The 25,877-nt window shown below is 60.8% G+C and carries 21 protein-coding genes; 14 read left to right on the top strand and 7 right to left on the bottom strand.

Annotation, left to right across the window (positions count from 1 at the left end):
* Positions 1-162 precede the first annotated feature (162 nt).
* Entirely contained in the window at positions 163-768 is a 606-nt protein-coding gene (locus AC3RLQ_RS09750) for a hypothetical protein (protein WP_422321353.1), read from the top strand.
* Here AC3RLQ_RS09750 and AC3RLQ_RS09745 read toward each other — a convergent pair whose 3' ends face one another.
* From AC3RLQ_RS09745 to AC3RLQ_RS09730, 4 genes are all read right to left on the bottom strand, one after another.
* On the bottom strand, positions 769-1,896 hold the full coding sequence (locus tag AC3RLQ_RS09745) for an AMP-binding protein (RefSeq protein WP_493036609.1): 1,128 nt from the start codon (positions 1,894-1,896) through the stop codon (positions 769-771).
* Positions 1,881-2,846, bottom strand: coding sequence for a hypothetical protein (locus tag AC3RLQ_RS09740; RefSeq protein WP_493036607.1), 966 nt, complete (start codon positions 2,844-2,846; stop codon positions 1,881-1,883). The genes AC3RLQ_RS09745 and AC3RLQ_RS09740 overlap by 16 nt, the downstream gene beginning before the upstream one ends.
* Before the next feature lie 44 nt (positions 2,847-2,890).
* On the bottom strand, positions 2,891-3,787 hold the full coding sequence (locus tag AC3RLQ_RS09735) for a 1,4-dihydroxy-2-naphthoate polyprenyltransferase (protein ID WP_493036605.1): 897 nt from the start codon (positions 3,785-3,787) through the stop codon (positions 2,891-2,893).
* Between the two features lie 225 nt (positions 3,788-4,012).
* On the bottom strand, positions 4,013-6,979 hold the full coding sequence (locus AC3RLQ_RS09730) for a PVC-type heme-binding CxxCH protein (protein WP_493036601.1): 2,967 nt from the start codon (positions 6,977-6,979) through the stop codon (positions 4,013-4,015).
* A 56-nt stretch (positions 6,980-7,035) separates the two neighbouring features.
* On the opposite strand from AC3RLQ_RS09730, the gene AC3RLQ_RS09725 reads away from it, so the two are divergent.
* The gene (locus AC3RLQ_RS09725) at positions 7,036-9,261 is read left to right on the top strand and encodes a trypsin-like peptidase domain-containing protein (RefSeq protein ID WP_493036599.1); all 2,226 of its coding nucleotides are present in this window, start codon (positions 7,036-7,038) and stop codon (positions 9,259-9,261) included.
* A 69-nt stretch (positions 9,262-9,330) separates the two neighbouring features.
* Here the strand turns inward: AC3RLQ_RS09725 and AC3RLQ_RS09720 are convergent, their stop codons facing one another.
* Positions 9,331-10,173 carry a class I SAM-dependent methyltransferase gene (locus AC3RLQ_RS09720; RefSeq protein ID WP_493036597.1) on the bottom strand — a complete coding sequence of 281 codons (843 nt, stop codon included), beginning with the start codon at positions 10,171-10,173 and terminating at the stop codon, positions 9,331-9,333.
* Between the two features lie 88 nt (positions 10,174-10,261).
* Here AC3RLQ_RS09720 and AC3RLQ_RS09715 point away from each other — a divergent pair, with 88 nt between their 5' ends.
* The 11 genes from AC3RLQ_RS09715 to AC3RLQ_RS09665 all read left to right on the top strand — a co-directional run bounded on the left by AC3RLQ_RS09715 (position 10,262) and on the right by AC3RLQ_RS09665 (position 22,584).
* On the top strand, positions 10,262-11,233 hold the full coding sequence (locus AC3RLQ_RS09715) for a L,D-transpeptidase (protein WP_493036595.1): 972 nt from the start codon (positions 10,262-10,264) through the stop codon (positions 11,231-11,233).
* Positions 11,234-11,242: 9 nt separating this feature from the next.
* On the top strand, positions 11,243-12,661 hold the full coding sequence (locus tag AC3RLQ_RS09710; protein ID WP_493036593.1) for a M81 family metallopeptidase: 1,419 nt from the start codon (positions 11,243-11,245) through the stop codon (positions 12,659-12,661).
* Positions 12,662-12,719: 58 nt separating this feature from the next.
* Entirely contained in the window at positions 12,720-14,360 is a 1,641-nt protein-coding gene (locus AC3RLQ_RS09705) for a prenyltransferase/squalene oxidase repeat-containing protein (RefSeq protein ID WP_493036591.1), read from the top strand.
* 132 nt (positions 14,361-14,492) lie between these two features.
* Positions 14,493-14,687, top strand: coding sequence for a hypothetical protein (locus AC3RLQ_RS09700; RefSeq protein WP_493036589.1), 195 nt, complete (start codon positions 14,493-14,495; stop codon positions 14,685-14,687).
* Positions 14,680-17,064 (top strand): cytochrome-c oxidase, cbb3-type subunit I, encoded by a 2,385-nt coding sequence (ccoN, locus tag AC3RLQ_RS09695; protein WP_493036587.1) that lies wholly within the window; start codon positions 14,680-14,682, stop codon positions 17,062-17,064. The genes AC3RLQ_RS09700 and ccoN overlap by 8 nt, the downstream gene beginning before the upstream one ends.
* 24 nt (positions 17,065-17,088) lie before the next feature.
* Entirely contained in the window at positions 17,089-17,241 is a 153-nt protein-coding gene (locus AC3RLQ_RS09690) for a hypothetical protein (protein ID WP_300931642.1), read from the top strand.
* The gene (locus AC3RLQ_RS09685; protein WP_493036585.1) at positions 17,234-17,935 is read left to right on the top strand and encodes a cbb3-type cytochrome c oxidase N-terminal domain-containing protein; all 702 of its coding nucleotides are present in this window, start codon (positions 17,234-17,236) and stop codon (positions 17,933-17,935) included. Before AC3RLQ_RS09690 ends, AC3RLQ_RS09685 begins: the two co-directional genes overlap by 8 nt.
* A 15-nt stretch (positions 17,936-17,950) precedes the next feature.
* On the top strand, positions 17,951-19,384 hold the full coding sequence (gene ccoG / locus AC3RLQ_RS09680; RefSeq protein WP_493036583.1) for a cytochrome c oxidase accessory protein CcoG: 1,434 nt from the start codon (positions 17,951-17,953) through the stop codon (positions 19,382-19,384).
* Positions 19,347-19,529 (top strand): hypothetical protein, encoded by a 183-nt coding sequence (locus AC3RLQ_RS09675; RefSeq protein WP_493036581.1) that lies wholly within the window; start codon positions 19,347-19,349, stop codon positions 19,527-19,529. The genes ccoG and AC3RLQ_RS09675 overlap by 38 nt, the downstream gene beginning before the upstream one ends.
* Positions 19,526-20,218 carry a sulfite exporter TauE/SafE family protein gene (locus tag AC3RLQ_RS09670; protein WP_493036579.1) on the top strand — a complete coding sequence of 231 codons (693 nt, stop codon included), beginning with the start codon at positions 19,526-19,528 and terminating at the stop codon, positions 20,216-20,218. Before AC3RLQ_RS09675 ends, AC3RLQ_RS09670 begins: the two co-directional genes overlap by 4 nt.
* A gap of 14 nt (positions 20,219-20,232) precedes the next feature.
* On the top strand, positions 20,233-22,584 hold the full coding sequence (locus AC3RLQ_RS09665; RefSeq protein ID WP_493036577.1) for a heavy metal translocating P-type ATPase metal-binding domain-containing protein: 2,352 nt from the start codon (positions 20,233-20,235) through the stop codon (positions 22,582-22,584).
* 188 nt (positions 22,585-22,772) lie between these two features.
* Here the strand turns inward: AC3RLQ_RS09665 and AC3RLQ_RS09660 are convergent, their stop codons facing one another.
* Together AC3RLQ_RS09660 and AC3RLQ_RS09655 are read right to left on the bottom strand one after the other, a co-directional pair.
* Positions 22,773-23,471, bottom strand: a complete 699-nt coding sequence (locus AC3RLQ_RS09660) for a class I SAM-dependent methyltransferase (protein WP_493036575.1) — start codon at positions 23,469-23,471, stop codon at positions 22,773-22,775.
* Between the two features lie 216 nt (positions 23,472-23,687).
* Positions 23,688-24,971, bottom strand: coding sequence for a sulfatase family protein (locus AC3RLQ_RS09655; RefSeq protein ID WP_493036573.1), 1,284 nt, complete (start codon positions 24,969-24,971; stop codon positions 23,688-23,690).
* A 215-nt stretch (positions 24,972-25,186) separates the two neighbouring features.
* Here AC3RLQ_RS09655 and AC3RLQ_RS09650 point away from each other — a divergent pair, with 215 nt between their 5' ends.
* Positions 25,187-25,819, top strand: a complete 633-nt coding sequence (locus AC3RLQ_RS09650) for a hypothetical protein (RefSeq protein ID WP_493036571.1) — start codon at positions 25,187-25,189, stop codon at positions 25,817-25,819.
* Positions 25,820-25,877 lie beyond the last annotated feature (58 nt).

The following is a 25,877-nucleotide window of genomic DNA, read 5'->3' as shown; positions in this document are numbered from 1 at the left end:
CTCTAATTGTTCATAAAGAAAAGCGAAATCCTAAAGGCATGACAAGTTGACACCTGTAATACGCAGCCCGCGATAACTCCGGCCTGCTCCGGCTTTCTTTATTTGACGCGCATTCTGCCAGCGGCTACAAACCCTCCCGCCCCCTACAACTTTTCTATGCACGTGCGTTTCTTTCTTCGTAGCCTGTTTGCCGTTTCACTCCTCAGCCTTACCGCTTTGCCGGTCCAGGCCGAGCAGCTGCCGCTGGATCACCCCTGCGCCGCCCTGGTGAAAAAGTACCTCACCGCCGTCGTGCAGCAGGACTGGAAAACCGCATCCCAGATGCTGGTTCCCTCCTCCTTGGAGCGCCGTCAGCGTGAAACGGTCAACATCATCAAGTCCGCTCCAACCATGTCCGACGAGGAGAACATGCTCGCCGGTTACAATGTGAAGGGCGTGAGCGAACTGGAAAAGATGTCCCCTCAGGAGTTTTATCAGGTGGATCGCGAAGCCTGGCACAAAAAGCTCAAGCTCACGCCCGAAGCTACCAAGCGGAAGCAGGAGACTCTCAAAGTCATCGTGCTCGGCCTCGTTCAGGAAAAGGACAAGGGCTACGTCCACGCCACCGTCCGCACTTCCCAGGAAACCCTGACCGACAAGATCGAGGAACTCTTCCTCATCTCTTTCATCACCGATCCGGCCAATCCGAAAAACTACCTCATCTCCCCCGAGATGAAAGACCGCCCCGTCATCACCCCGCTGGATGGCTCGGCTCCAAAGGAAAACTGATTACCTCAGCAGCTCCCGCAGACCTGCCAGGAGCACTTTGCCCAGATCGCTGCGCGGTATCGCATGCAGCATGCGGACATCTTGAATTTGCTCAAAAGGCCTCAACGTTTCGTTGAGGCCTTTTTGCATCTGCGCGGCTTCGCCCTCAGTCATGCCGCTCACGGCCAGCACCAGGCGGCTTTCTTTGCGAGCATCTGGGACATCACAAACGGCGGCATCTGCAGTGCTTGAGCCAAGCTTGAGCCGCAGCGCCTCGATGAGGTCCTGAATGGGGCCCAATGCCACCAGCTCGCCGAGGATCTTCACCGTCCCCGCCTCGCGCCCGAGGAAGCGCAGTCGGCGTTTTCCCTCCGCTTCGATAATCTCCACCCGGTCGCGTGTGCGTAGCCCTTCCGCTGGGATCGGCTCCCAGCGCCAGCGGCCTTCCTCAAAGATCGCATAACCCTGCGCCAGTGCGGGGCCGCTCACGATTAGCACGCCCTCCGCATCCGTGCGGACCTGCCAGATCGGCAGCACCTCCAGTTCAGCACCCGGACGCGGCTGCGCGGCAACGCTGGAGCCGGTCTCCGTCATGGCATAGGTGCGGTGCACCTGCCAGCCCAAGTCCAGTGCCGCAGCCTCCAGCTCTGCATTTAAAGCCCCACCGCCCACCAGCACCGCACGCATGGAATTCGGTGCCCTCAGTTGTGCCGCTACCAGATCAAAAATCTGTGTTGGTACCAGCGAAGCCAGCGTGGCCCCCGCCTCTTCACAATTCTGCACAAACGCCGCCGCATTCCATTTTCCCTCCAGCCGGGTGACGGGGCTGCCGCTGAGATGCGCGCGCGCCAGAATGCCGAAGCCTCCCACATGGTGCGTGGGCAGCGCCAGCAGCCAGTGGTCCTGCGCCGTGATGCCAAAGTGCTCGTTCACCGCGCGCGCAGAGATCAGCAGCGACTCTTTGGTCAGCCCCACCCATTTACGCACGCCCTCCGTACCGCTCGTTTGAAAGAAGCACCAGTCCTTCGCCTCTAGCTCGCGCAGCGCCATTTCGGCCAAGCCCGCACCTTCCGTGGTGTGCTCAGAGCGGCCTACCCACACGCTGCCGTCCGTCCAGAACTCGGGTGCCATGTTCACAGCAGTCTCCATGGCAGCGCCTCCAAAACCTCGCCAAATCCCAACCCGCCACCACTGCGGTCCGCTGACAAATGGCCGCCATGGGATGTCACGCGCTCAAAGAACACATCCTTCTCAAACAGATGCTCCGTGCACAGCCCGCAGAAATCCAGCGCTTGCCCCTCGGACTGCGCCACCGCCGCTTCATACGCCGCAAACATCTGCCCCAGCGCATGATCCATCGCCGAGGTCAGCACCAGCGGATGCTGCGGATGGGTTTCTGCCACGATTCGCCAGTCACGCCGCGCCGGTTTCACCACCACGGCATCAAAGCCCTGCGTACCGTCCTTCCAGCCTTTGTCCAGCGCCAGCTTCACACCCCACTTTTGCCGCACGGCCTCCCACGCCGCCGCATCATAGGGGAAGGGGTCCTCCACGAAATCCAGCGCACGGTACACGCGCAGCGGCATGAACTCGATGAACTTGCCAAACGTCAGCCGGTCCAGCACGCCGTTGAAATCCACGCGCAACCGCACGCCCTGCGTTTCAAACCGCTTTGCGCAGCCTTCGAGGAATCGCGTTGTCTCGCCATAATTGGCAAACCCCTTCGCCTTGATCGCGGGCCATCCTTCCGTCAGCACACGCTCCATCTGCGCCTCGGTGTCGGTGGCAAAGCTCCACGAATAGTGGCTGCGCGGAATCTCCAGCCCCTCAAACAAACTCACACCCGCACGCCGCGCCGCACCGTCGATCTCCGCACAGCGCAGCGCCATCGCCGTCACCGGAGTCGTGATACCTTCACTGAGCAGACGCAACTGCTCCTCCACCGGCGCATCGCCAAACTCCGGCCACGGATGCACACAGCCATAGCCGCCATCCACGCAGATCAGCGCTCCTGCAAACACCCGCCGCATCGAGACCGCATTCAGCGCCACGCCACTGCGCAGGAGATACTCATGGACGTAGATAGGGGCGTCGGTCATTCGGGTTTAGCTTTTGTACTTCATATACGCCGCACCCGGCGTGTTCACCGCATCACATCCGCACTCTTCACAATCCCCCAGCACATCAGCGCCGCAAACAGCAACAGTTGCCCCCCGCTCATTGCCAGCAGGCGGTTGTGCCCCCGGCTGGGCGGTTCGGCGATCACCCGCCACGCCACAAACAGCCCAATCGGCAGCGTGATCAGCGGCAGCGTGAACGCTCGCGGCCAGCCCTGCTGAAACCAGTAAATCCCCGCTGCATGCGCCGCCACGATGAGAAGCACAATCTCCGCCCGCGCAAAGCCCACGCCGAAGCGCACGGCCAGCGTTTTCTTGCCGGTCTGCCCGTCCTCCGCGACATCGCGCAGGTTGTTGATGGCGATCAAGACCGTGCTGAGGCAGCCGATTTGAAACCCCGCCACGATGGCGGCTTCATACCACTCTCCGGTTTGTACAAAGGCCGTGCCCGTCACCGCCACGAAGCCGAAGAACAAGATCACAAACAGTTCTCCCAGCCCACGATACGCCAGCGGCACCGGCCCGCCCGTGTAGCCAAAGCAGAAATACAGCGATGGAATGCCGATGAAGAGAATCGGCAGCCCCCGCGCCTCAAACAACGGCACCGCCAGCAGCGTCGCCACCGCCAGCATCAGCCAGGCCGCAAACTTCACCGCCCTCGGCGAAGCCACACCACTTGCCGTGATGCGCTTTGGCCCGATGCGTGCCTGCGTGTCCGCCCCTTTGATCGAATCCAGTGCGTCATTAAAAAAATTCGTCGCGATCTGCAGCGCCCCGCAGCTTCCCAGCGTGCAGAAGGCCAGCCACCAGTCGAAGTGTCCCGAAATCTTCGCCCCCAGCGCACACCCCACCACCACAGGAGCAATGGCCGCCCCAAGTGTTTTCGGGCGTGCAGCGGCGATCCAGTCGAAGAAGTGAGGCATGGGGAAGGGGAATGACGAATGCAGAGCTGAGCAAAGCGAATCATTGCAGAATGACGAATAGCGGTATTATCGCAAACGCTTCGTCATGCGGTCATTGGAACTCCCACCGCCCCAAGGTGCCGGGGTCTCCTGACCCCGTGCCACTCAGACGGTGGATTTTCCTTCATGAGTTGCTATCTGGCTCCCCGCCTTCCAGACGGGGGCGGGAGACCCCGTCGCCTTGGCTTACTTCGGCATCTCCACCTGGCCGTTCGACATCAGGTAGGCGATCAGATTCTTCACATTCTCGTCTCCCAGCGCCGACAGCAGTCCTTCTGGCATCAGGGACATGGGAAGCTGCGCCTGCTTCACGATCTGAGTTCGTTCAATGATGATCCGCTCGGCTGGCGTCTGCACCGTCAGGGTGCGTTCAGTCTGCTCAGGGATGACGCCGGTGATGGTGCGGCCATCCTTCAGATTGAGCACGCTCACGCGGAAGTCCGCAGGCACCACCGCACTGGGGTCCAGGATGTTTTCAAGGAGGTACTTCAGGTTGTGGCGGTCACTGCCCGTCAGCTCAGGGCCGATGGCACCGCCCTGGCCGTAGAGCTTGTGGCAGGCGCTGCACGCCGCCGTGAAGATCATGCGGCCTTTGGAGGGATCCGCCTTGGCCAGGGTGTCCTTCGTCAGCAGTCCTTCCCATTTCGTAAATTCCGCCTTCTTCGCTTCCGGTGTGTCGCGAATCTCGCCCCAGGCTTCGGTGAGCAGGGTATTGAGGGATTCATCACCCAGGCTGCGGATCTGCCGTGCCTGGAAAGGTGAGATCGCCGTTGCTGGCACCTTCTTCGCCTTGATCGCTTCCAGCAGCGCCTTCGCGTAGCTCGGGCGTGAGGTCAGCGTCGCCACCGTGGCGGCCTGCTGCTCCTCGCTGCGGCCGGGCCAGGGATTCAGCATCGCCTTCGGAATGTTCGGATCATCATACGCGGCCAGCGCGTTGCGCGCCACCGTGCCCAGCACCTTGTCATTGATCTGCGCACGAATCACGGCCAGCAGCTCCGGCTTGGCGGTGCGCGTGAGGCTCTTGAAGGCGTTCAATCTCGCATTCGCATCTCCCTCGGTGTTTTTCACGATGGCGATCAGTTCGTCCGCAGCACGGCCGCTGCCAAAGACTGCGGAGAGCGCGAGGAGGGGGGACGTCGCCGTTCCCTTGTCCGCCCCAGCAGCCGGGAGACCGCCGCTCTTGGTGATAAACTCATCCCAGCCCTTCGGCTTTTTCGCCGAGCTGAAACCATCCAAGCCTGCCGCCAGTCCGGCCAGCACATCGTCACGTACATCTTTCTGCTCCGTCATCAGCGCCACCAGCGCATCCACCGCTTCCGGCTTCGCCTCGATCATCTCCGCGATCCGGCGCGCCACCAGACGACGCACGGTCGGGATCTTGGCCTCTTCGATCAGCTCTACGCCCCTCAACGGGTCCGCCGCGACTGAGGGCTCGATGCCGTACCAGATCATGAGCGGTTGCTGGCGGTCGTTTGCGTCTTCGGCATGTTTGGCGAGAGCGTTGGCGATGGGCCAGCGGGATTCGAGGGGGAGATTCTGAAGTGCAGAGGCGATGTGAAGGCGGACGAGGCCATTGGTGCTATCCTTGGCCAGTTCGGTGAACCGATTCAAATACCAGGCGATATTCTCGTCTTCTGGACGGACATTTTCCGGGGCGCTGGGGTGCTTGTTCCAAACCAAATTGAATGCCTGGATCACATGCTTGTCCTTGTCCTTGGCGGAGAGTGCCATTCTAAAGAGCGCCTCTGCTCGCGAATCGTCCTCCGTCTTCCTAATGGGATCTGTTCCCTCAAACCTGAGTCTGCGGTGCATTCTCGTCCACCAATTGTTCTTGAGGAGTTCGTCGGATGGGATGGTTTCGAGGCTGGCATAAGCCTTGGGCTCAATTTTCTTCGACTCCCCATACACAATCTTGTAAATCCGCCCGCTGGTCCGGTGCACGCCGTCGTTGTCATGGCACTCGCCGCTGTCGCTCCAGTCGGAGACGACGACGTTGCCATCGGGGCAGGTGAGGAGGTCGATCCCGCGGAACCACTTGTCCTTGGCCTGCATGAAGTCGGGCGCGTGCTTGCCCACGTAGCCGCAGCCCTCGCGCTCCAGCTTGTCCATGTTGATGCGGTTGCCGTGCAGGTTGCAGGTGAGCATGGCGCCGTGGTATTCCTTCGGCCAGACTCCGCCCTGATAGATGAGCATTCCCACATGCGCGTGCCCGCCGCCGAGCTCCGAGGTCTTCGGGCTGGCACCGCCTTTGCGGATGCTGTCCCACTTTTCCGCGCCCGTGTCCCAGTGGAAGTGATCCGCCGTCTGCTCGATGATCTCATACACATGCGGATTGAGATGCGTGCCGAACATGCGGCGGTAGTACGCACCGGGGATCACATGCCACAGGTGGCCGATCACCGTGTTGATCATGAACAGCTCACCGTCGGCATTCCAGTCATGCCCCCAGGAGTTCGTGCCGCCGTGGGCCACGGTTTCCAAAATCTTCAGCGTGGGGTGGTAGCGCCAGATGGCGCAGTTCATCTTGATGCGCTTGTCCGCAGGAGTGCCCGGTGCGCCGACGCTCGAGGTGTCGGTGATGCCGTGGCGACCGTACAGCCAGCCGTCCGGACCCCAGCGCAGACCGTTCACGATGTTGTGGCCGATGGTCTTCACGTTGAATCCATCCAGCAGCACTTCTGGCTCGCCGTCCGGCACGTCGTCGCCGTTTTTGTCAGCGATGAAGCTCAGCGTCCCGTTGTGCAGCACCCAGACGCCACCATAACCGGTTTCCACGCTCGTCAGGTAGCTGCCTCCTTCCCAGAATACCTTGCGTCCGTCGTGCTTGCCGTCGCCGTCCTTGTCTTCCAGGATGATGATGCGGTCCCGCAGCTTGGTGTCCCAGCGCATGGGGTTCTCCGCATAGGTGTAGTTTTCAGCCACCCAAAGACGGCCCTTTTTATCCCAGCTCATCGCAATCGGCTGCTGCACATCCGGCTCGGCGGCAAACACCACGCACTTGAAGCCCTTCGGCAGTTCCATCGTCCGCGCCACCTCCTCGGCAGGCATAGGATCGCCCTTTTCGGTGTTGAAGGGTTTCGGGAACTCGTCCGCCCATGTGGCGAGAGTTGAAAAGGACAAGAATGACAGAAAGGCGGCGCGGCGTATGCTCATAAACGAAAGTGGACCTTTCCAAACGCCCGGCACGTACGCAATCTTCAAATCATCCCATGAAACGCACCCTCTTTTTTCTGGTCGTGTTTTCCGTGTGTTTCACGGTCGGTGCCACCGCCGCGACCAAAGGCACCGCCAAACCTAAAAGCCCGCCTGCCCGCACCGCCACCGATCTCGCCGCCTCCATCCGCCCCTCGCTGGTCAAGATCACCCAGCTCGGCCGTGAAGGAACCGACGGCATCGGCTCCGGCTTCATCGTCAGCGAGGACGGCCTCATCGCCACGAATCTGCACGTCATCGGTGAGGCCCGCCGCCTTCAGGTGGAGATGCACGATGGCAAAACCTACGATGTCACCGTCGTTCAAGCCAGCGACAGCCACCACGACCTTGCCTTGATCAAGATCGACGCCAAGGGCCTCAAGCCACTGCCGCTGGGAGATTCCAGCAAAGCCCGCCAGGGCGATCCCATCGTCGCCATGGGAGCACCGGAAGGTCTGGGCTTCAGCATTGTACAGGGCGTGCTTTCCGCCACCCGAGACATCGACGGCCTGGAGATGCTGCAGGTCGCGGTGCCCATTGAAAAAGGCAACAGCGGCGGCCCCTTGCTGGACATGCAAGGGAACGTGCTGGGGCTGCTCACATTGAAGTCCCTCAAGACCGACAACCTTGGCTTTGCCATGCCGGTGAACGACCTCAAAACCCTCATCGAAAAACCGAACCCCGTCCCCATGTCCCGCTGGCTGACCATCGGCGCGCTGAATCCCAAGCAGTGGCAGACCTTTCTGGGCGCGCAGTGGACGCAGCATGCCGGCGTCATCCGGTCCGAATTTCCTGGTGCAGGCTTCGGCGGTCGTGCGCTCTGCCTCTCCACGCAAAAGGTCCCGGAGGGCACCTTTGAGACTGCGGTGACGGTAAAGCTGGATGATGAAGCCGGTGCCGCCGGTCTCACCTTCTGCTCCGACGGCAGCGACAAACACTATGGCTTCTACGCCTCCGGCGGCAAGTTGCGCCTCACCCGCTTCAACGGCCCCGATGTCTATTCCTGGACCATCCTCGCCGACGTCCCCAGTGATGCCTACAAGGCCGGTGAATGGAACACCCTGCGCGTGCGCGTCGAGCCTGAGCGCCTGGTCTGCTTTGTGAATGGCAAGCAGGTCATCGAGAGCGACGACACCGGCCTGCGCAGCGGCTCCGCCGGGCTGTGCAAATTCAGAACCACCGTGGCGGATTTCCGCAATTTCCGCGTCGGAACCGATCTCGCAGAAAAACCCCTTCAACCCGAAGTCGCCTCCCAGCTCCGCTCCAAGGTGGAGGAATACATCGCCGCCGCCGCCACCGCCGACAAAACTCTGGACGGCCTGCTGGAAAACCCCGCCGCCGCCCGTCGCGTGCTCGTGGAGCAGCGCCGCAGGCTGGAGGAAGAAGCCGCAAAGCTCCGCGATCTCGAGCGCGAACTGCACCGCCGCGCCATGACCAAGGAAATCCTCGCCGAACTCGCCAAGCCCGAGCCAGAAATAAATTTGCTGCGCTGCGCCCTCCTGCTGGCGCGCCATGACAATCCAGAGATCGACATCTCCACCTACTTGAACAGCTTCAAGGCCATGGTGCTGGATCTCAAAGACGATCCCGAAATCACGAAAGGAACCATCCCTGCGGTGAAACGTCTCAGCCGCTACCTCTTTGAAGAGAACGGCTTTCATGGCAGCCGCGGCGACTACGGCAGCCGCTCCAACAGCTACCTCAACGAAGTCCTCGATGACCGCGAAGGCCTGCCCATCACGCTCAGCGTGCTCTATGTCGAGCTCGCCTCCGCACTCGGAGTGCAGGGCGTGTTTGGCGTGCCGCTGCCCGGCAAGTTTATGGTCGGCTATCGCGACGGCCCTGAAGGCGAACTCCAGCTCGTGGATGTGTTTGAGCATGGCAAGCTCGTCACCGTGGAGCAGGCCGCGAAGGACCTCACCGAAGACGGCCATTTCCCTGAGGGTGCCCTCTCTCCCACCTCCAAGCAGGCCATCCTCCTGCGCATGCTGCGCAATCTCATGAGCAGCGTCTTCGATGACAGCCGCTCCCTGCGCGAATCCCTCCCGTATTTGAATCTCGTCCTCGCCATCGATCCCCAGTCCGCCGCCGAGCGCCTCACCCGCGCGCAGATGCGTCAGCGCCTCGGTGAAAAAGCCGGTGCCCGCGAGGACGTCACCTGGCTGATCGACAACTTCCCCAATGATGGTCCTCCCGAGCTCATGCAGCAGCTCGACCGCTGGTTGCAGTCGCTGCGGGAGTAAAGTTGACCAGTTGCGCCGCAACTGGTCTGGTCCGGAATCCTCCAGTTGCAGCGCAACTGGTCTACTTTTTCACCCCTTAAACCCCGCCAGCCGCACCCCAAACAGCCACCGAAACGGCGGCTTGAGCGCGATTGCTTTGCGCAGTCCATGAGGCAGCAAGTCCAGAAGCTTCTCACAGATTACAGCCGGCCAGGTGGGCAGCAGCATGAATTTGCCACGCCCGCCGAAAATGATGCGTGTTTTGGCAAAACCGACCTGCCGGAAAAGCGCGGATAAATCACCCACGGTGTATTCCTTGAGGTGAAACCCCTTCGCTTCACGATCAATGATGCAGCTGATGTCATGCGGCCCGGTGAAGCGGCTGGGGGTGATGCAAAGATAGACGCCACCGGGAGCCAGCGCGGCATGCAGGTGACGCAGCTGCTCCACCGCATCCTCCGGGTGCAGATGTTCCATCAACTGGTTGCTGTAGGCCACGTTCACGCTGCCCGGTTCCACCGGGATCGTGCTGCCGTCGGAGAGCACCAGCCGCAGATTCTCCGGCAGCACACGTTTGCGGGTGATTTCATCGGACACATCCACTGCCAGCACCTGGGCGACTTGGGCCGCCACCGTTTTGGCCAGCTCACAATCTCCCGGCCCAACTTCGAGGAATACCGTTTTCGGCGTCAAAAAGGGCGTCAGGATCTCCATCTTCTCCGCCACATCGGCCGCCAGCCGTTCGGGGGAGGACTTGTTCGTGTGCTGCGGGTGCTGCGGCACGCGTTTGAACAGCTCGTCATAGACTTCCGAGTAGAGCGTGCGGCGCTGCTCCTTGGTCGCATTTCGCAGCCGGTCGGCGAGTTCGCGCTCCACGTCGTAGTGCTGGCGGAGCTGTTCCGGGGTGCGGGTGTCGGTGACGGTGACGGGCATGGGTGCCGAAAAGCTAAGCGCCATATCCGTTTCAGGCAAGGGTTCGCACTCTCTTGCTCATTGCCGAAGGCGAATTAGCATGGGGGCGATGCTGAAACACCTCCTTCTGCTCTGTCTTTTGACGCTCGTGGCCCATGCTCAGGATTTGGGCCCGGCCAAGGACGATCCCTCCGTGCCCAAGGATCGCGATACCATCCTGCGCATCCAGATCTTCCTCGACAAAAACCTCTTTGGCCCCGGCAAGCTGGATGGCGCCATCGGTGAGTTCACCTACAAGGCGGTGGTGAATTACAACTTCGCGCACGGTCACAAGGATCTCTACAACTGGGCGCGCATTCAGGAGGAAGCGGAAGCCGAGGTGCCCATCATCTTCGCCGCGTTCAAGATCCAGCCCATCCTGACCCGCTACGTGACCGCCGATCTGCCCGAAGACTATGAAAAAGCGTCGGTCTATCCATTCATGGCCTACCGCAGCATGCTGGAGCTCATCGCCGAGCGCTTCCACACGGACGAGTCCTTCCTCACCGTCATCAATCCCAAGAAGAACATGGCCACGCTCAAGCCCGGAGACATCATTGTGGTGCCCAACGTGAAGTCCTTCCGCATCGAGGACATCAAGCCGATGCAGAGCTTCAAAACGGATGCGACCCTCAGCAGCCACACCATCGTGGTGGACACCACGGAGCGCATGGCCGCCATCTACAGCGACAAGGAGATGATGCTGGCCGCATTCCCCATCACCCCCGGCAAGCCGCAGTTCATCCCCGTCGGCACCTGGAAAGTGGTGACCATGATGGCCACACCCACCTTCCGCTATGACAAGCAGTTCCTCGAAGAAGGCGTGCGCGGGGAGGAGGCGTTTCAGATTCCACCGGGGCCGAACAGCCCCATTGGCGTCATTTGGTGCGGCCTGAGCAAGTCGGGCATCGGCCTGCACGGCACCGCCATGCCGCGCACCATTGGCCGCACCCGCAGCGCCGGCTGTGTCCGCTTTGCCAACTGGGACGCCATTCGACTTCCGCAACTCATTCGGCCAGGAACGCGCGTCATTGTGCGTTAATCTTCCACTATGCGCATCCTCATCGCCGGTCTCTTCCACGAGACCCACACCTTTCTCGACGGCCTCACCCCGCTCTCCGATTTCCAAATCCTGCGAGGCGAGGAACTCTGGGCCAGCAAAGGAGACTCCTCACCCCTCGGTGGCGTCCTGGAACTGGCCGATGAATTCGGCTGGGAGATGATTCCAACCGCCGACTACCGCGCGCAGCCTTCCGTCACCGTAGCGGATGAAGTCATCGAGCAGTTCTGGAACGACATCGCCCCCGCTGCTGCCAAAGCCGACTACGACGCCATCTACCTGGTGCTGCATGGTGCCATGGTCTCGGAAACCCTCCTCGATGTGGAAGGCGAAATCCTCCGCCGACTGCGCACCCTCACCACGGTTCCCATCTTTGGGGTCTTCGATCTGCACGCCAATTTCTCGCCGCAGATGGCTGCGCTGGCCGACTGTTTGGTAGGTTACCGCGAAAACCCGCATACGGACGCACGCGAGGCTGGATTGATCGCCGCGCGCCTGCTGAACCGCTGCCTCACCACCGGCCAGCGTCCGCACATGCAGCTCCTGCAGCCGGGCCTCAACTGGCCGCCGACCGGCACCGGCACGGCGAATGATCCCATGCTGACGCTGGAAACGATGGCGCGGCAGTTTGAAAGCGAGAACCCCTCGCTCTGGGTCATGAACATTGTCGCAGGCTTCAGCTTTGCCGACACCCCGGACACCGGAGTCAGCTTCGTCGCCTGCACCACGGCGGATGCGACGCAGCCGTTGGAAGCGCTCAGCAAGCGTGCGCATGAACTCAGCCACCTCGGCCAGATCACCGATCCGTCCGCGGATGAAGTTCTCGAACAGCTCAAACCATTGCCTGCGGGCCTGACCGTGCTTGTGGAACCCGCCGATAACATCGGTGGCGGTGCCCCCGGAGACTGCACCGGACTGCTGCGTGCGCTCATTCGCCATGGCATTCCAAACGCTGCCATTTGCATCAACGATCCGCAGTCCGTCAGCGAAATCGAAGCCGGTGCACGCACCCTCAAACTCGGCGGCAAAGGCAGCCGTCTTGACCCAGGCCCGCTGGAACTCGAAGTCGAACTCGTCGCCTTGAACGGCGGTAGGTTTGAACTCGAAGACAAGAACAGCCACCTCGCCAGCATGTGCGGCGATGCCTTCGACATGGGCCGCTGCGCTGTGGTCCGGCATGCAGGCATCACTATTCTCATCACCAGCGTGAAGACCCCGCCTTTCGACCTTGGGCAGTGGCACAGCCAGGGCATCGCGGTGGAAAATCTCTCGGTGGTCGCCGTCAAAGCCGCCGTGGCTCACCGCCGCGCCTATGACAAGATCGCCGCCCGTATGCTGTGGGTGGATACGCCGGGACCTTGCAGCAGCAATCTGCAGACGCTGCCTTACCGGCATCTCCAGCGCAGCTAATAGATTTATCCCAAGAGGATCTTCAGTGCAGCGTCATGCGGTGTGATTCCACGCCGCCATGAACACGAACGATCCCAATCAGCCGTCTGCGTATCAAGTGCCACCCGGCTGGGAGCGGTTTCAGCCGCCGCCTGCGGCGGAACCCATTATGCAGGCGGTGATGGTGGAAGATGCGGCACCATTACCGCAGGTGCGCACTTCGGTGTGGCTGCGGTGCTGGCGGCAGTTGGGTGGTGGCTCGCTTTTGCTAAGCCTTGCGGTGCATTTCGGTTTGTTGCTGCTGGCTGGTGTGATCATCGTCGGCTCCCAGATCGCGAAGAAGGAGGTGGACTTTATTCCGGCGGGGCAAACTCAGGCGAGTGTGAAGGCTTCGCAAGATTTGGAACATCGAGTCAGCATGAAGCAGATGAGTGCGATGGTGAGAAGGGTGCCGCAGACACGGATTGGGGTGGAAGTGGGAGAGGGGCCTGTGCTGATGGACGGTGAAGCGATGCCGTTGCCGGAGGCAGGGCAGGGGGGTGATATTGGAAGGTTGTTTAATGTGTTTATCAGCAATGGTTTAGGCTCGGATGGGGCCGGGCCTATGACCATGCTGGCTCGTGCTCCCAACATGTTTGCAGGGCGTTGCTCGATGCAGAACCGGCTTGAGAAATTGAGGGAAAATGGGGGCACGCCGGAGTGTGAGATGGCAGTTTCGCGCTCGTTGGCGTGGTTGAAGACGCAGCAGAATGCGGATGGTTCCTGGGGGAGGGCGAACAAGGCGGCGATGACGGGTTTGACGCTGCTTTGTTACCTGGGGCGCTGTGAGACGCCGGATTCGGCGTTCTACGGCGACAATGTGCGGAATGGGATGCTTTATTTGGTGGAGCTCGCGAGGAAGAATCGATATGGGATTTTGGCGGAGAATCTTGTGTCGAATTCCGCAACTTATGAGCATGGAATCGCGACTTACGCGCTCGGCGAAATGTATTCGTTTTACCGGCTGGGAAACCGCAGCCTGCCGGGATTGCGTGATGTTTTTGAGAAGGGGGTGCAGCTCATCATCGAGCAGCAGAATCCGCAGGGCTCATGGACCTATGGCGGCAAGAATGCGGGATTGCCGACTGCTTACAACAAGGACAGCCGAGGGGAGGATTTGTCGGTGAGTGGCTGGCAGTTTCAGGCGCTGAAGGCGGCGAAGCATTCGGGTTTGAAGATTGCGGGGCTTGATGGGGCGATCAAACGGTGCTGTGATTATCTGGAGTCGAAGCAGACGAAGGACGGCGGTTTTGGCAAAACGAACCGGGATGAGCATTACAACCAGTGGAGTCTCACTGGCTGTGGGTTGCTGGGGTTGCAGACTTTGGCGCACAACAAGGCGACTCCGGTGAAGAAGGGGATTCGTTTTCTGCGGGAGTTTCTCACCAGCGAACCGCTGGACTGGGAGCGCAACTGCAACCTGTACTGCTGGTATTATTACACCCAGGCTTTCTTTCAGGCGGGGGCGGATGACTGGAAGTTCTACAATGCGCAGTTTCTGCCACAGATTCTCGGCGCGCAGCAGGCTGACGGCTCCTTCAAACGGGGACGTCCGAACTGGCCTGCAGGGGATGCGGCAGACGCGATTTACCGTCAGTGCCTGTGCACGCTTCAGCTCGAGGTTTATTTCCGTTATCTCAAGGTCGCGGATCGTGATGAGCCGTCGATTTTCGAGAAGTGACAGGAGCGGAAAAAGCGCAGGAATTGCGCTAGGTCACAAGATCGGGTGAGGCATTACCAAGGGGGGGGGAGCGACGGGGGGTAATCTGCGCTTCTATGGGTCCTGCGAGAGCCTGATGCTTCGCAGCCCCTTATGGAAGTATTCGCAGTCACCATCTTCGTCAGCCTGATGTTCGCCGTCCTTTTTGCGGCCCTGTATCTGGCCGAGCGGGGGCAAAGACGGAGGGGCAGCCTCGAACAAGATGCGCTGCTGCCACTCGACGAACCTGAGGGCACTCGCGTGACCGTGCCTGCAACACTTTCCACACAATCCCTTTCCCATGACTAGCACCGCAGCCTCCAAAGTACCCATTGAATTCAACGACAAAGTCGTCCGCCAGTTTATGCTGGCCTCGATCATCTTCGGCGTCGTTGCCATGCTCGCAGGCGTGTTCATCGCCAGCCAGCTTAACTTCCACCAGCTCAACCTCGCTGAATGGCTGACCTTCGGCCGCCTGCGTCCGCTGCACACCAATGCGGCGATTTTTGCGTTCGTGGGCAACATGATGTTCGCAGGCATCTACTACTCCACGCAGCGGCTGTGCAAGTGTCGCATGGGCAATGACACGCTGAGCGCCATCCACTTCTGGGGCTGGCAGCTCATCATCGTGGCGGCGGCGATCACGCTGCCGCTGGGCCTTTCACGCGGCAAGGAATACGCCGAACTGATCTGGCCGATCAACATCGCCGTGGCGGTGATCTGGGTGGTGTTTGCGGTGAACTTCTTCCTGACGCTGCACAAGCGCAATGAGCCCAGTCTCTACGTGGCACTGTGGTTCTACATCGCCACGATCGTGACGGTGGCGATGCTCTACATCGTGAACCATCTCTCCATCCCCACGAGCTGGACGCACAGCTACGGCATCTTTGGTGGTGTGCAGGACGGTCTGGTGCAGTGGTGGTACGGGCACAACGCCGTGGCCTTCTTCCTGACGACGCCGATCCTCGGCATCATGTATTACTTCCTGCCGAAAGCGGCAGAGCGTCCGGTGTACTCCTACCGTCTGTCGATCGTGCATTTCTGGTCGCTGGTTTTCCTCTACATCTGGGCAGGTCCGCATCATCTGCTGAACACGGCGCTGCCCAAGTGGCTGCAGATGCTGGGCATGTTCTTCAGCCTGATGCTGTGGGCACCGAGCTGGGGCGGCATGCTCAACGGCCTGCTCACGCTGCGCGGAGCCTGGGACAAGCTGCGCACTGATCCGGTGATCAAGTTCTTCATCGCCGGTGTGACCTTCTACGGCATGTCCACCTTTGAAGGACCGCTGCTTTCCATTCGTGCGGTGAATTCGCTCTCCCATTACTCCGACTGGACCATCGGGCACGTGCACAGCGGGGCGCTCGGCTGGAACGGCTTCATGGCGGCAGGCCTCTTCTACTGGCTGGCACCGCGCCTGTGGGGCACCAAGCTGTATTCCATCAGCCTGGCGAACTTCCACTTCTGGATCGGCACGCTGGGCATCCTGCTCTACGTGGTGGCGATGTGGATCAGCGGCGTGATGCAGGGGTTGATGCTGAATCAGGTCACTGCTGACGGGCTGGCTGTGAAGAACACCTTCCTGGACACGCTGCAGGCGATCCGCCCGCTCATGGGGCTGCGCATCATCGGCGGCGGCATGTTCCTTCTGGGTTGGATCGTGATGTGCATCAATCTGTGGAAGACCATCCGCAGCGGCAAGCCGGTGAACGAGGTGCGTGAGGTGGCGGTGCTCCAGCGTGGCCAAACAGACACGATGGGCATGAAGGAAACCTTCTTCAACGACCCCACGGCCTGCACCTTTGGCGCGATGCTGCTGGTCTTCGGCTGGATCTTTCTCCCTCCGGGCGCTGACATCGCCTCCCTTGTCTGTGCAATCATCTTCGGTTTCCTGGCGGTGCGCCGCTTCCAGAAGACAAGCCACACATGGGCGCTCTGGTATGAGAGCCTGCTGCACAATTACCTGCCCTTCACGGTGCTGACGTTTGTGGCCGTGGTCATCGGTGGTCTGATCCAGATCATCCCGACTGTGACGGTGAACAGCGCGAAGAACGTGGAAGACCGCATCCAGAAGCTCTATGAGCCGCTGGAACTCGCAGGCCGCGACATCTATGTGAGCGAAGGCTGCTACAACTGCCACTCGCAGATGATCCGCACGCTAGTGCCGGATGTGATGCGCTACGGTGACTATTCCCGCCTCGGTGAGAGCATCTATGATCATCCGTTCCAGTGGGGTTCCAAGCGCACGGGGCCCGATCTGGCACGTGAAGGCGGCCAGCGTCCGGACTCCTGGCACTACGAGCATCTGATGGACCCGCGCTCGATGTCCCCGCAGTCCAACATGCCGCCGTATGCGCACCTGAACACGAAGCCGTTTGATCAAAAAGCACTGCCCGCAAAGATCGCCGTGCTGCGCCGTCTGGGCGTGCCTTATCCGCCGATGGATGGCACGGAGATCAAGATGAAGGCGCTTGAGCAGGGCGTGAAGATCGCCACGGAGCTGAAGAAGTCGAACATCGTGGTGCGGCCCGACAGCGAGATGGTGGCGGTGATCGCCTACCTGCAGAAGCTCGGCCAGTTTGAGCAGCCAGCGGTGGAGGAAGCGCTCGCGAAAAAAGGACAGGGAGTGCCATTCCCGCTCGCCCCGATCATTCCTGACAACGGCCGCCGAGCCAACGGCGCAGAGTAACCCCACGCCCCTCCCAAGCAGCCCATGTACAAGCGCATCATTTACGAAAACTGGCACCTCGTCGTGCCTGTCATCTCCTTCGCCACCACCGTGCTCGTTTTCGGCATCATGACCCTTCGCGGCATGCTGCTGCGCAAAGACAAGGCCGAGCACATGTCACGTCTGCCACTTGAATAACTCTCTCCCTGCCATGGACCCCAAGAAGCCATCCCCCAACAACGAGCCCCAACTTCGCGACCACATCTACGACGGCATTCAGGAGTATGACCAGAAACTGCCGAACTGGTGGTTGTTCACCCTCTACATCGCCATCGCGTGGTTTGTGGTCCACTGGCTGTGCTACTATCAGCTTGGCCTGGGCAGCAGTGACACGGTCGTGATCGACAAGGCGATGGCCGAGATGCAGACGGCACGTGACAAGCAGATGGAATCCATCAGTGACGAGCAGCTATGGGCGCTCTCACGTGATCCCGCCGCCGTGGAGGCCGGCAAGGCCACCTTCATGACACCGGGCATGTGCGTCACCTGCCACGGGCCTGATCTCAGCGGGACACTTGCCGGAGTCAAACTGCCGGGCCTGCCATTGAACGACCAGGAATGGAAGCATGGCGGCAAGCCGACGGAGATCTTCAAGATCGTCCGCAAAGGCTCGCCCGACATCACCAAAGGCATGGCCGCATGGGAGCTGGTGCTGGGCATGAAGCGTGTGAGTGAAGTGGTGGCGTTTGTCCTGAGTCATCACAAAGAAGGCGAGCCGATCACGCGCGCCGCAGATTCACCAGCAGCCGCACCGGGAGCCGCCCCTGCCGCGCCGGCAGCAGCAGCCACCGCTGCACCCGCCGCCGTCATCCCACCGCCTGCTGCCAAATAGCCGCCAGGCCCCCATATGCCCCTTAACCCCCTGAACCTCGTTTCTCTTGGGTCCATCAATGAAGATGGCAGCAAGAAGACACTGCACCCGGCCGATGTGTCCGGCAAATTCACGCGGGGCAGGCGCCTGGTGGCGCTGCTGCTGCTGATCATCTATGTGGCGCTGCCGTGGATTCCGGTGAACGGATTCCCGGCGGTGTTTCTGGACGTGCTGAACCGCCGCTTTCACTTCATGGGCCTGACGCTGGCGGTGCAGGATCTGTGGGTGGGCTTCTTCCTCGTGACGGGTCTGGGGTTCTCGCTGTTTTATATCACCGCGCTGTTTGGGCGCGTGTGGTGCGGGTGGACCTGCCCTTACACGGTGTTTCTGGAGCACATCTACCGCCGCATTGAGCGGCTGGTGGATGGCGATGCCTCGGCGCGGCGCAAGCTGGACGCGGCACCGTGGACGGCGGGAAAGATCGCCAAACGTGTGGTCAAACATGCGCTGTACATCCTCTCTTCGCTGATCATTGCGCACATCTTCTTGAGCTACTTTGTCTCGCTGGAGAAGCTGTATGAAATGATGCATCACTCGCCACAGGCGCACATGATCGCCTTTGGGGTGGTGATGTTTCTCACCGCCGGCTTGTATGGGGCGTTCAGCTGGTTTCGTGAGCAGTTTTGCGTGATCATGTGCCCGTATGGCCGCATGCAGTCCGCGCTGGTGGATGATCACACGATCAATGTGGGCTACGACAAAAAGCGCGGCGAGCCACGCGGCAAGGCGGGCACAGTGGGAGCGGGAGACTGTGTGAACTGCCTGCGCTGCGTGCAGGTGTGCCCCACGGGCATCGACATCCGCAACGGACTGCAGCTTGAGTGCATCGGCTGCGCGGCATGTGTGGACGCCTGCGACACGATCATGACGAAGCTGGGGCGGAAACCCGGGCTGGTGCGCTACTCCTCCCTCGTCGGTTTTAACGGTGGCAAAACGCGCTTCATCCGCCCGCGCATTATTCTGTATACCGGGCTGCTGTTTCTCGGGGTGGCTGTGTTTGCGTTCTCGGCGAGCCGGATCGAGCCGATGCGCGCCAATGTGCTGCGCATGCAGGGCTCGCCGTATTATGTGACGAACAACACCGTGCGGAACCAGTTCCTCGTGCGTCTCATCAACAAGCGCAATGAGCCGCGCACCTTCACGCTGGCGCTGGATGGCGGACTGCCCGCTGGACTGGCCGCCGCAGGTGCGGACGCGCCGATCACCATCGCCGCGCAGGGAGATGAACTGAAACCGCTGATGATCACGCTGCCGGAGAAAGACTTCAAAGCCCCCTTCAAGCTCAGCATCGTCATCACCGACACGAAGGACGGCAAGATCTACCGCACCAAGCCTTTCGAGTTTACCGGACCTGACCCAACCCTGAAATCCAATGACTACCTTGACCCCGGACAATATCTCCAAAAGTGAAACCCTGGGCTGCATCGCCAGCCGGCCGTGGCTGTGGGTGGTGCTGGCCTTTGTGGTGCTTCTCAGCGCGTGGAGCGTGCTGTTTTACATCGCACTCAACAATCAACCGGAGATCGTGCCGCTCAAGCATCTGATACCGGCATGATGCAGATCGACACCAGCGCCGCAGCCTTCGTGGCGGGCATTGTCACCAGCGTCCACTGCGTGGGCATGTGCGGGCCGCTGTCGTGTTCGTGGGCTATCGGGCCGAAAGGTGGCGGCTTCATGCGCAGCACGGCGTTGTACCACACCGGGCGCATGATTTCCTATGGCGCAGCGGGCGCTATCGCTGGAGCGATAGGGGCGGTGCCGCTGGCTTTTTTCCAACATGGGGCGGGCATGGTGCTGCCATGGCTGCTGGTGCTGGCCTTTGCCTGTGTGGGACTGGGGCTGGATGCCTGGCTGCCCAAGCCGCGTTTTCTCTCCGCCGGGCTGCGCCGGGTGCAGACGGCGGCGTTTAAGATGAAGAGCACCTGGCGTGCCGCGCTTCTCGGGCTGGCCACGCCGCTGCTGCCCTGCGGGCCGCTGTACATGATGCTGGCGCTGGCCTCGGCGAATGGCAGCGCCATGAAGGGTTCTGGATTTGCGGTGGCCTTTGGTCTGGGCACGCTGCCGCTGCTGTTTTTGGCGCAGACGCAGCTTCATTTGCTGGGCGGGCGGCTGCAGCCTGCGACGATGCGGAAGGTGCAACGGGGGCTGGCGCTGGTGACGGCGGTCGTGCTTGCGTGGCGGCTGCGGGATACGCTGGACTTTGAAAGCAGTGAGGCTGCGAGCTGCTGCCATGCGATGAACTGATTTTTTTGAAGCTTATGAACACGACCTGCAAGCACTGCGGGACACCGGTCCCCAACACCCGCAGCGACGGCTTTTGCTGCGCGGGCTGCCACTCTGTGCATGACATGCTGCAGCAAAATGGACTGGAACATTTTTATGATCTCAAGTCCGGGCTGAACCTGCCGCCCGTTCCTGCGCAGGCCATGCGGCAGCAGGACTATGGGTGGCTGGAAGCCGCCACGCTGGCTGCAGAGGGCACACGGGTAAGCGAGGATGTGGCTGCTGAGCTGAGCGTGTCTGTGCAGGGTCTCTCCTGCATGGCCTGCATCTGGCTTATTGAACGGGTGTTTGCCAAACTGGGTGGCACGCAAATCAATGTGGACATCTCCAGTGGTGAACTGCGCATGGCGTGGCAGCCGGGAAAATTTCAGCCGGTGGAGTTTGCGCGAGAGCTGCAGCGCTTTGGCTATCTGCTGGGCATGCAGCGTGCCGATGGTGGGCAAACCCGTGACAACGGCTTGGAGCGCCGCACCGGTGTGTGCGGCGCCTTTGCGATGAATGCGATGGCGTTCTCCCTGCCTGCGTACTTTGGCATGCCGGCGGACTTTCCCTTTGCGCATTGGTTTGACCTGGTGGCGGCGGCATCGGCCACGCTGTCGCTGCTGGTGGGTGGAAGCTACTTCGCGCAGCGTGCTTGGCATGCGCTGCGTGCTGGGGTGCTGCACATCGATACGCCGATCACGCTTGGCATTCTGGCGGCTTATGTGGGGTCGCTCATTGGCTGGATGAGTGGTGAGCCGGGGCTGAAGTACTTCGACTTTGTGGCGATGTTCATTTTCCTGATGCTGGGCGGCAGGCTGGTACAGCAGATGGCGGTGGCGAGAAACCGCCGCAGGCTGCTGCGTGATCCCTCCATCCCTGAGGCAGAGATGCTGGAGTCACTGCAAGCGGGCGCGACCTTCACCGTGAAGCCCGGGCAGGCGGTGCCGGTGGCAGCGAAACTGACGGATGAGCATGCGAGCATCAGCCTGGAGTGGATCAGCGGAGAGAGCGACTCCTGCACGCGGAGCAGCGGCCAGCTTCTGCCTTCAGGTGCGCTGAACGCGGGCACACGCACGCTGAATGCGGTGGCTTTGGAATCTTGGAGTGAATCGACACTGCACAAGCTGCTGGATGCACGCCGTGGTGGGGAGCACCGGGATCTGCGACTGGAAAAACTGCTGCGTGGATATTTGGTGGTGGTGGTGCTCGCGGGTGTGGTCGGTGGACTTTGGTGGTGGTGGCACACGGGTGAATGGGCGCGTGGGCTGCAGGTGATGATTTCCGTGTTCGTTGTTTCCTGCCCATGTGCCCTCGGCGTAGCGGCACCGCTGGCGGATGACATCGCTGCAAGCCGCGCGGCCGACCAGGGAGTCTTTGTGCGCACGTTGGGGCTGTGGAAGAAGCTCACGCGGCTGCGTCAGGTGGTGTTTGATAAAACGGGGACGCTCACGCTGGAGAACCCGATGCTGATGAATCCTGCGATGCTGGATGAACTGGATGACCAATCCCGCCAGATGCTGCGCCACCTGACCAGCGGCAATCTGCACCCGGTGAGCCGCAGCCTGTTTGATGCACTGGGCGGCATGCATGGTGAAGGATTTGAAGCTGAAGTGTGGGAGGAGCCCGGACAGGGGCTGCGCTGCGAGCATGCAGGCGCGGTGTGGGCGATCTCACGACCGCAGGATGCGTCTGCAGATGCGATCTTCACACGGGATGGTGTGACGCTCTGCGCCTTCCGTTTTCGTGATGCGCTGCGCGCTGAATCTCTGGCGCAGGTGGAAGCGCTGCAGGCACGTGGGCTGCGGGTGAGCATCCTCAGTGGTGACCGCGAGGCCAAGGTGGCGGCGATCGCCCAGCAGCTGCATCTTCAGCCGGAGCAATGGCAGCACAGCCTGACGCCGGATGAAAAGGCGGCGTGGATCTCCGGCCATGAGCCGCAGGGCACGCTCTACATCGGTGATGGTGCGAATGACAGTCTGGCGTTTGATGCGGCATCATGTGCTGGCAGTCCGGTGACGGGACGCAGCTTTTTGGAGCACAAGGCGGACTTCTATTTCCTGGGACACAGCATGCGCTTCATGAGCAGCCTGCTGGACATCGCCGCCACGCATCGTCGTGCGGTGCATGCGGTCTTTGGGTTTTCAGTGACCTATAATATTGTCACGGTGATCGTGGGACTGATGGGGCATCTGAGTCCGCTGCTGGCTGCGATTTTGATGCCGCTGAGTTCTTTGGCTACGCTGTCGCTGGTGGCGCTGGTGTTTCGGCGTGGTGGGGGCGCTGGGGTACGGAAGTATGCGGAGCCGGATGAGGTGGGTGGGGTTCCGTGTGTGACGGCGTGTTGAGGGGTTTGTTAGGATGAGTAGCGCTATTGAAGCCTGAATCCCAAGCTGGCGAAGGATCTTCTTTGGCCCCTCACCCTGGCCCTCTCCCCCACGAGAAGTATGTGTTTTCGTCGTGGTTCAGGGGCGGGGAGAGGGAGAACTGCTTTGGCCGCCTTGGATATGATGACACTAAATGATTTTAAGCGCGCCTAAATGAGGTGTGGAAAGCGACAGGGGTCTGGTGGCGCATCTTCTTCTGCGTCTTCGAGGTGTGAGCGTGTCTTTAGCCAGAGCTTCAAGGTGCCGTCGTAGGCTGTTTTGATGCAGGTGTAGCATTCGGGGACTTCGGCGCAGCTGCCGTAGTAGGTGACGATGCGGGTGCCGAGGGGTTTTAGCTCAAGCTGCTGCTGCACGTGCAGGGTGTAGTCGTCGTAGAGGCGTGACTCCATTTCCACATCGTGGTCGATGCGCAGCATGGGGAGGATGTTTTCTTCGAAGGGATTGAAGAGATAGAAGGCATCGAAGGCGGCAAAGGAGATGGTGGTGATATTGCCGTGAACGATCTCAGCGCGCGTGATGCGGAGGCGCTCCAGGAGCTCGCGTGCGGCTTTGACGAGCCGGCTGCGCTGCTCCACGCCGGTGAAGTGGCCGAGGGTGGTGGTGGCACCAACGGCGCAGAATTTTCCAGGGCCGCAGCCGATGTCCAGCACGCGGGTGCCGGGCTTCTCGACGAGCATTTGCGCGGCCATCTGGCAGACATCCATGGGGGTCCAGTGGCAGGCGGATTGTTCGCGAATGTGCTCGGGATAGTGCTGGTCGAATTCGTGATCTCTGAATGCGGTCAGGAATTCGGTGTCTGACTCGATGGGTGGAGTCGTGCCGGGAGGTGGGTAGAAACGAGTGGGCATGGGGACGGCCGGGACTGCCAACTCGGCGGTCAGGGGAGCCCGTGAATTTGTCGATTCGCGGAAGGGGAGCGAGAGGTTATTTCACGTGAGCATTACGGACACTTTGGTCTGTGGATGCCGGAATGAATGCAAAGCGGGACGGGGCCGGAGCAGTAACGTGTGGCTGCTGAGGGATGGCGAGGGCGCTGGCCGACAGACAGGAGTGTCTGTCGTACTTCATGGCTTCCACCATGCGTCCAGCTTTGTGCTCAGTGATTTGACTTTGTCTGCGTTTTCGGCTGCGAGGTTTTTCTCTTCGGTGGGATCTGCTTTTAGATCGTAAAATTCCAGGACATCGTTTGGCTGGTTGGTTTTGTCGGGGATGATGAGCTTGTCGAAGCCGTTGATGATCCAGCGCCAGCGCAGGCTGGCGGCGGGGACATTGAGATCCACGAAGTTGTGGGTGAAGCATTCGCCATAGAGTGTTTTGCGGGCGCTGACGGCGGAGGTGTCGAGAAGGTCGATGCCGGGGAAGCTCTTGGTGGGGGCGATGCCGACGGCCTTGAGAAGGGTGGGTACGAGATCGATGGATTGTGCGAGGTCTTCGGACATTTTTGGCTGCACGTGGCCGGGCCAGCGGATCATGATGGGGGTGCGCAGGCCGCCGTCGTACTGGCTTTGTTTTGATTTTTCCGCGTAGCGGCCGGTCTTGGGGTTGGTGATCCAGCCGTTGTCGCTGAGGTAGAGGAAGATGGTGTTTTCCGTCATGCCATTGTCGTCGATGTGCTTGATGAGTTCGCCGCAGGTTTCGTCGAACCAATCCACCATGGCCCAGTATTTGGCCACGTGCTCGCTGGGGGCTTTGTCCTTGTATTTTTCCAGCAGGCGCTTTGGCGGCGTGTGGGGATCGTGAGGCATCATGGGGGCATACCAGACGAAGAAGGGTTTTTGCTGCTTTTTGGCTTCGCTGATGAAATCATAGATGGGCTGCATGGTCTTGCGGCCGATGTCGAGGCCGGCATCTCCATGGCGGCCGCCGTGGGTCATGCCATGGGTGAAGCCGCCGCGCTCGTAGCTCTTCTGCCACCATTTGCCGGTTTGCAGGCTGAGGTAGCCTTTCTGCTTGAGCATGGTGGGCAGCGTGCCGGCTTCTTCGAGGTGCTTGCTGATTACTTCGCGACCGGCGTCAAACTGCGGGCTGGTTTGAAACTCGCGCGGCTTCATGCCGACGGGGATAGGAGGATCGTTGCTGGTGACTTTATGCTGATGGGGATAGAGGCCGGTGATCAGCGAGGCGAGGCTGGGGCAGCAGAGGCTGCAGGGGACGTAGCCACGGGTGAAGGTGAGGCTTTCTGCGGCGAGCCGGTCCAGATTTGGCGTCTGGATGATCTTGTGGCCCATGAAGCCGTAGTCGCTGTACAAATGATCGTCCGAAATGATCATGACGATGTTTGGCGGTGCATCGGCGGCGGAGAGCAGGCAGGGCAGGGCGAGCAGCGAGAGAAGAAGGCGGCGGATCATGGGCGGATGGGAACGACGGGCCAGTGAGGCATCTTGCCGTGCAAAATGGTGCTCAATTGCAGGATGAAGCAATCCAGACTTGCGCATCTGCGCCGGAACGGCAGCCTAGAAGTATGATTCGGAAACGCTTTCGGCGCGTGGTGCCGGCGCTCAGCATCTGCCTTTTTTCACTTACCTCCTGCAAAATGCACGTGGGCTCGTTTGCCTACAGAGCCATGCACAGTGTGTCGAAACCGCTGACCTCGGAGCCGCTGGACTACCTGCCATTTCCGGATCTCAAGCAGTGGGCAGCCCTTCCGGGACCCATGCTGGAAGTGCAGGGGGGCAAAGCGATCCCGCGCAGTCTTTTTATTCGAGATGAGGAGCTGCCGAAGGGATCGCCGAAGGCCAAGAGACCGAGCTCGGGGCTGACGGGCAAGGCGGGGGATCTGATGGGGATGGTGACTTCGCTGCTGGCGATTGCGGCGGGATCCACTTCGGATGACAAGCTGGGATCGATCGATGACACGCGGCGTCAGCTGGCGGTGAATGAATTTCCCTTTGTGCTGCTGCAGGGGGCGGACCTTGTTTATGTGAAGGCGGACAAGCAGATGTGGCCGCGCCTTGCGCGTGCGGACAAGTGGAGCAAGATCACCGTCATCACAAAGGACGGCACGTTCTTCGGCATCGCGCAGCGGATTCATTTTCGCAGTTCATCTTCGGAGGTGGTGCTGGAGGGGGACCCGACGGTGCAGTCCGGGCAGCAGCACATCAAGGGGGCGAAGCCGGATGCGATCATGATTTTGGATTTTGCGAAGCGTCGTGTGGTGGTGAACGGGCCGGTGGTGGAGAAGAAACTGTTTCGGTGAGCTGAAGGGAGGTTTTTCATTTTTCGGTCTGGCGCAAGCCTGTGCCTTCTTCCTGCGT

Source organism: Prosthecobacter sp. GW821-HT29F12, assembly GCF_058803405.1.
The sequence above is the reverse complement of the archived record's forward strand: the minus strand, read 5'-3'. Positions and strand labels throughout refer to the sequence as shown.

Excerpts from the sequence above, each read along its gene's own strand:
- AC3RLQ_RS09745 (WP_493036609.1), bottom strand. The coding sequence starts at position 1,896 with ATGGAGACTGCTGTGAACATGGCACCCGAGTTCTGGACGGACGGCAGC.
- AC3RLQ_RS09740 (WP_493036607.1), bottom strand. The coding sequence starts at position 2,846 with ATGACCGACGCCCCTATCTACGTCCATGAGTATCTCCTGCGCAGTGGC.
- AC3RLQ_RS09735 (WP_493036605.1), bottom strand. The coding sequence starts at position 3,787 with ATGCCTCACTTCTTCGACTGGATCGCCGCTGCACGCCCGAAAACACTT.
- AC3RLQ_RS09730 (WP_493036601.1), bottom strand. The coding sequence starts at position 6,979 with ATGAGCATACGCCGCGCCGCCTTTCTGTCATTCTTGTCCTTTTCAACT.
- AC3RLQ_RS09725 (WP_493036599.1), top strand. The coding sequence starts at position 7,036 with ATGAAACGCACCCTCTTTTTTCTGGTCGTGTTTTCCGTGTGTTTCACG.
- AC3RLQ_RS09720 (WP_493036597.1), bottom strand. The coding sequence starts at position 10,173 with ATGCCCGTCACCGTCACCGACACCCGCACCCCGGAACAGCTCCGCCAG.
- AC3RLQ_RS09715 (WP_493036595.1), top strand. The coding sequence starts at position 10,262 with ATGCTGAAACACCTCCTTCTGCTCTGTCTTTTGACGCTCGTGGCCCAT.
- AC3RLQ_RS09710 (WP_493036593.1), top strand. The coding sequence starts at position 11,243 with ATGCGCATCCTCATCGCCGGTCTCTTCCACGAGACCCACACCTTTCTC.
- AC3RLQ_RS09705 (WP_493036591.1), top strand. The coding sequence starts at position 12,720 with ATGAACACGAACGATCCCAATCAGCCGTCTGCGTATCAAGTGCCACCC.
- AC3RLQ_RS09700 (WP_493036589.1), top strand. The coding sequence starts at position 14,493 with ATGGAAGTATTCGCAGTCACCATCTTCGTCAGCCTGATGTTCGCCGTC.
- ccoN (WP_493036587.1), top strand. The coding sequence starts at position 14,680 with ATGACTAGCACCGCAGCCTCCAAAGTACCCATTGAATTCAACGACAAA.
- AC3RLQ_RS09690 (WP_300931642.1), top strand. The coding sequence starts at position 17,089 with ATGTACAAGCGCATCATTTACGAAAACTGGCACCTCGTCGTGCCTGTC.
- ccoG (WP_493036583.1), top strand. The coding sequence starts at position 17,951 with ATGCCCCTTAACCCCCTGAACCTCGTTTCTCTTGGGTCCATCAATGAA.
- AC3RLQ_RS09675 (WP_493036581.1), top strand. The coding sequence starts at position 19,347 with ATGACTACCTTGACCCCGGACAATATCTCCAAAAGTGAAACCCTGGGC.
- AC3RLQ_RS09670 (WP_493036579.1), top strand. The coding sequence starts at position 19,526 with ATGATGCAGATCGACACCAGCGCCGCAGCCTTCGTGGCGGGCATTGTC.
- AC3RLQ_RS09665 (WP_493036577.1), top strand. The coding sequence starts at position 20,233 with ATGAACACGACCTGCAAGCACTGCGGGACACCGGTCCCCAACACCCGC.
- AC3RLQ_RS09660 (WP_493036575.1), bottom strand. The coding sequence starts at position 23,471 with ATGCCCACTCGTTTCTACCCACCTCCCGGCACGACTCCACCCATCGAG.
- AC3RLQ_RS09655 (WP_493036573.1), bottom strand. The coding sequence starts at position 24,971 with ATGATCCGCCGCCTTCTTCTCTCGCTGCTCGCCCTGCCCTGCCTGCTC.
- AC3RLQ_RS09650 (WP_493036571.1), top strand. The coding sequence starts at position 25,187 with ATGCACAGTGTGTCGAAACCGCTGACCTCGGAGCCGCTGGACTACCTG.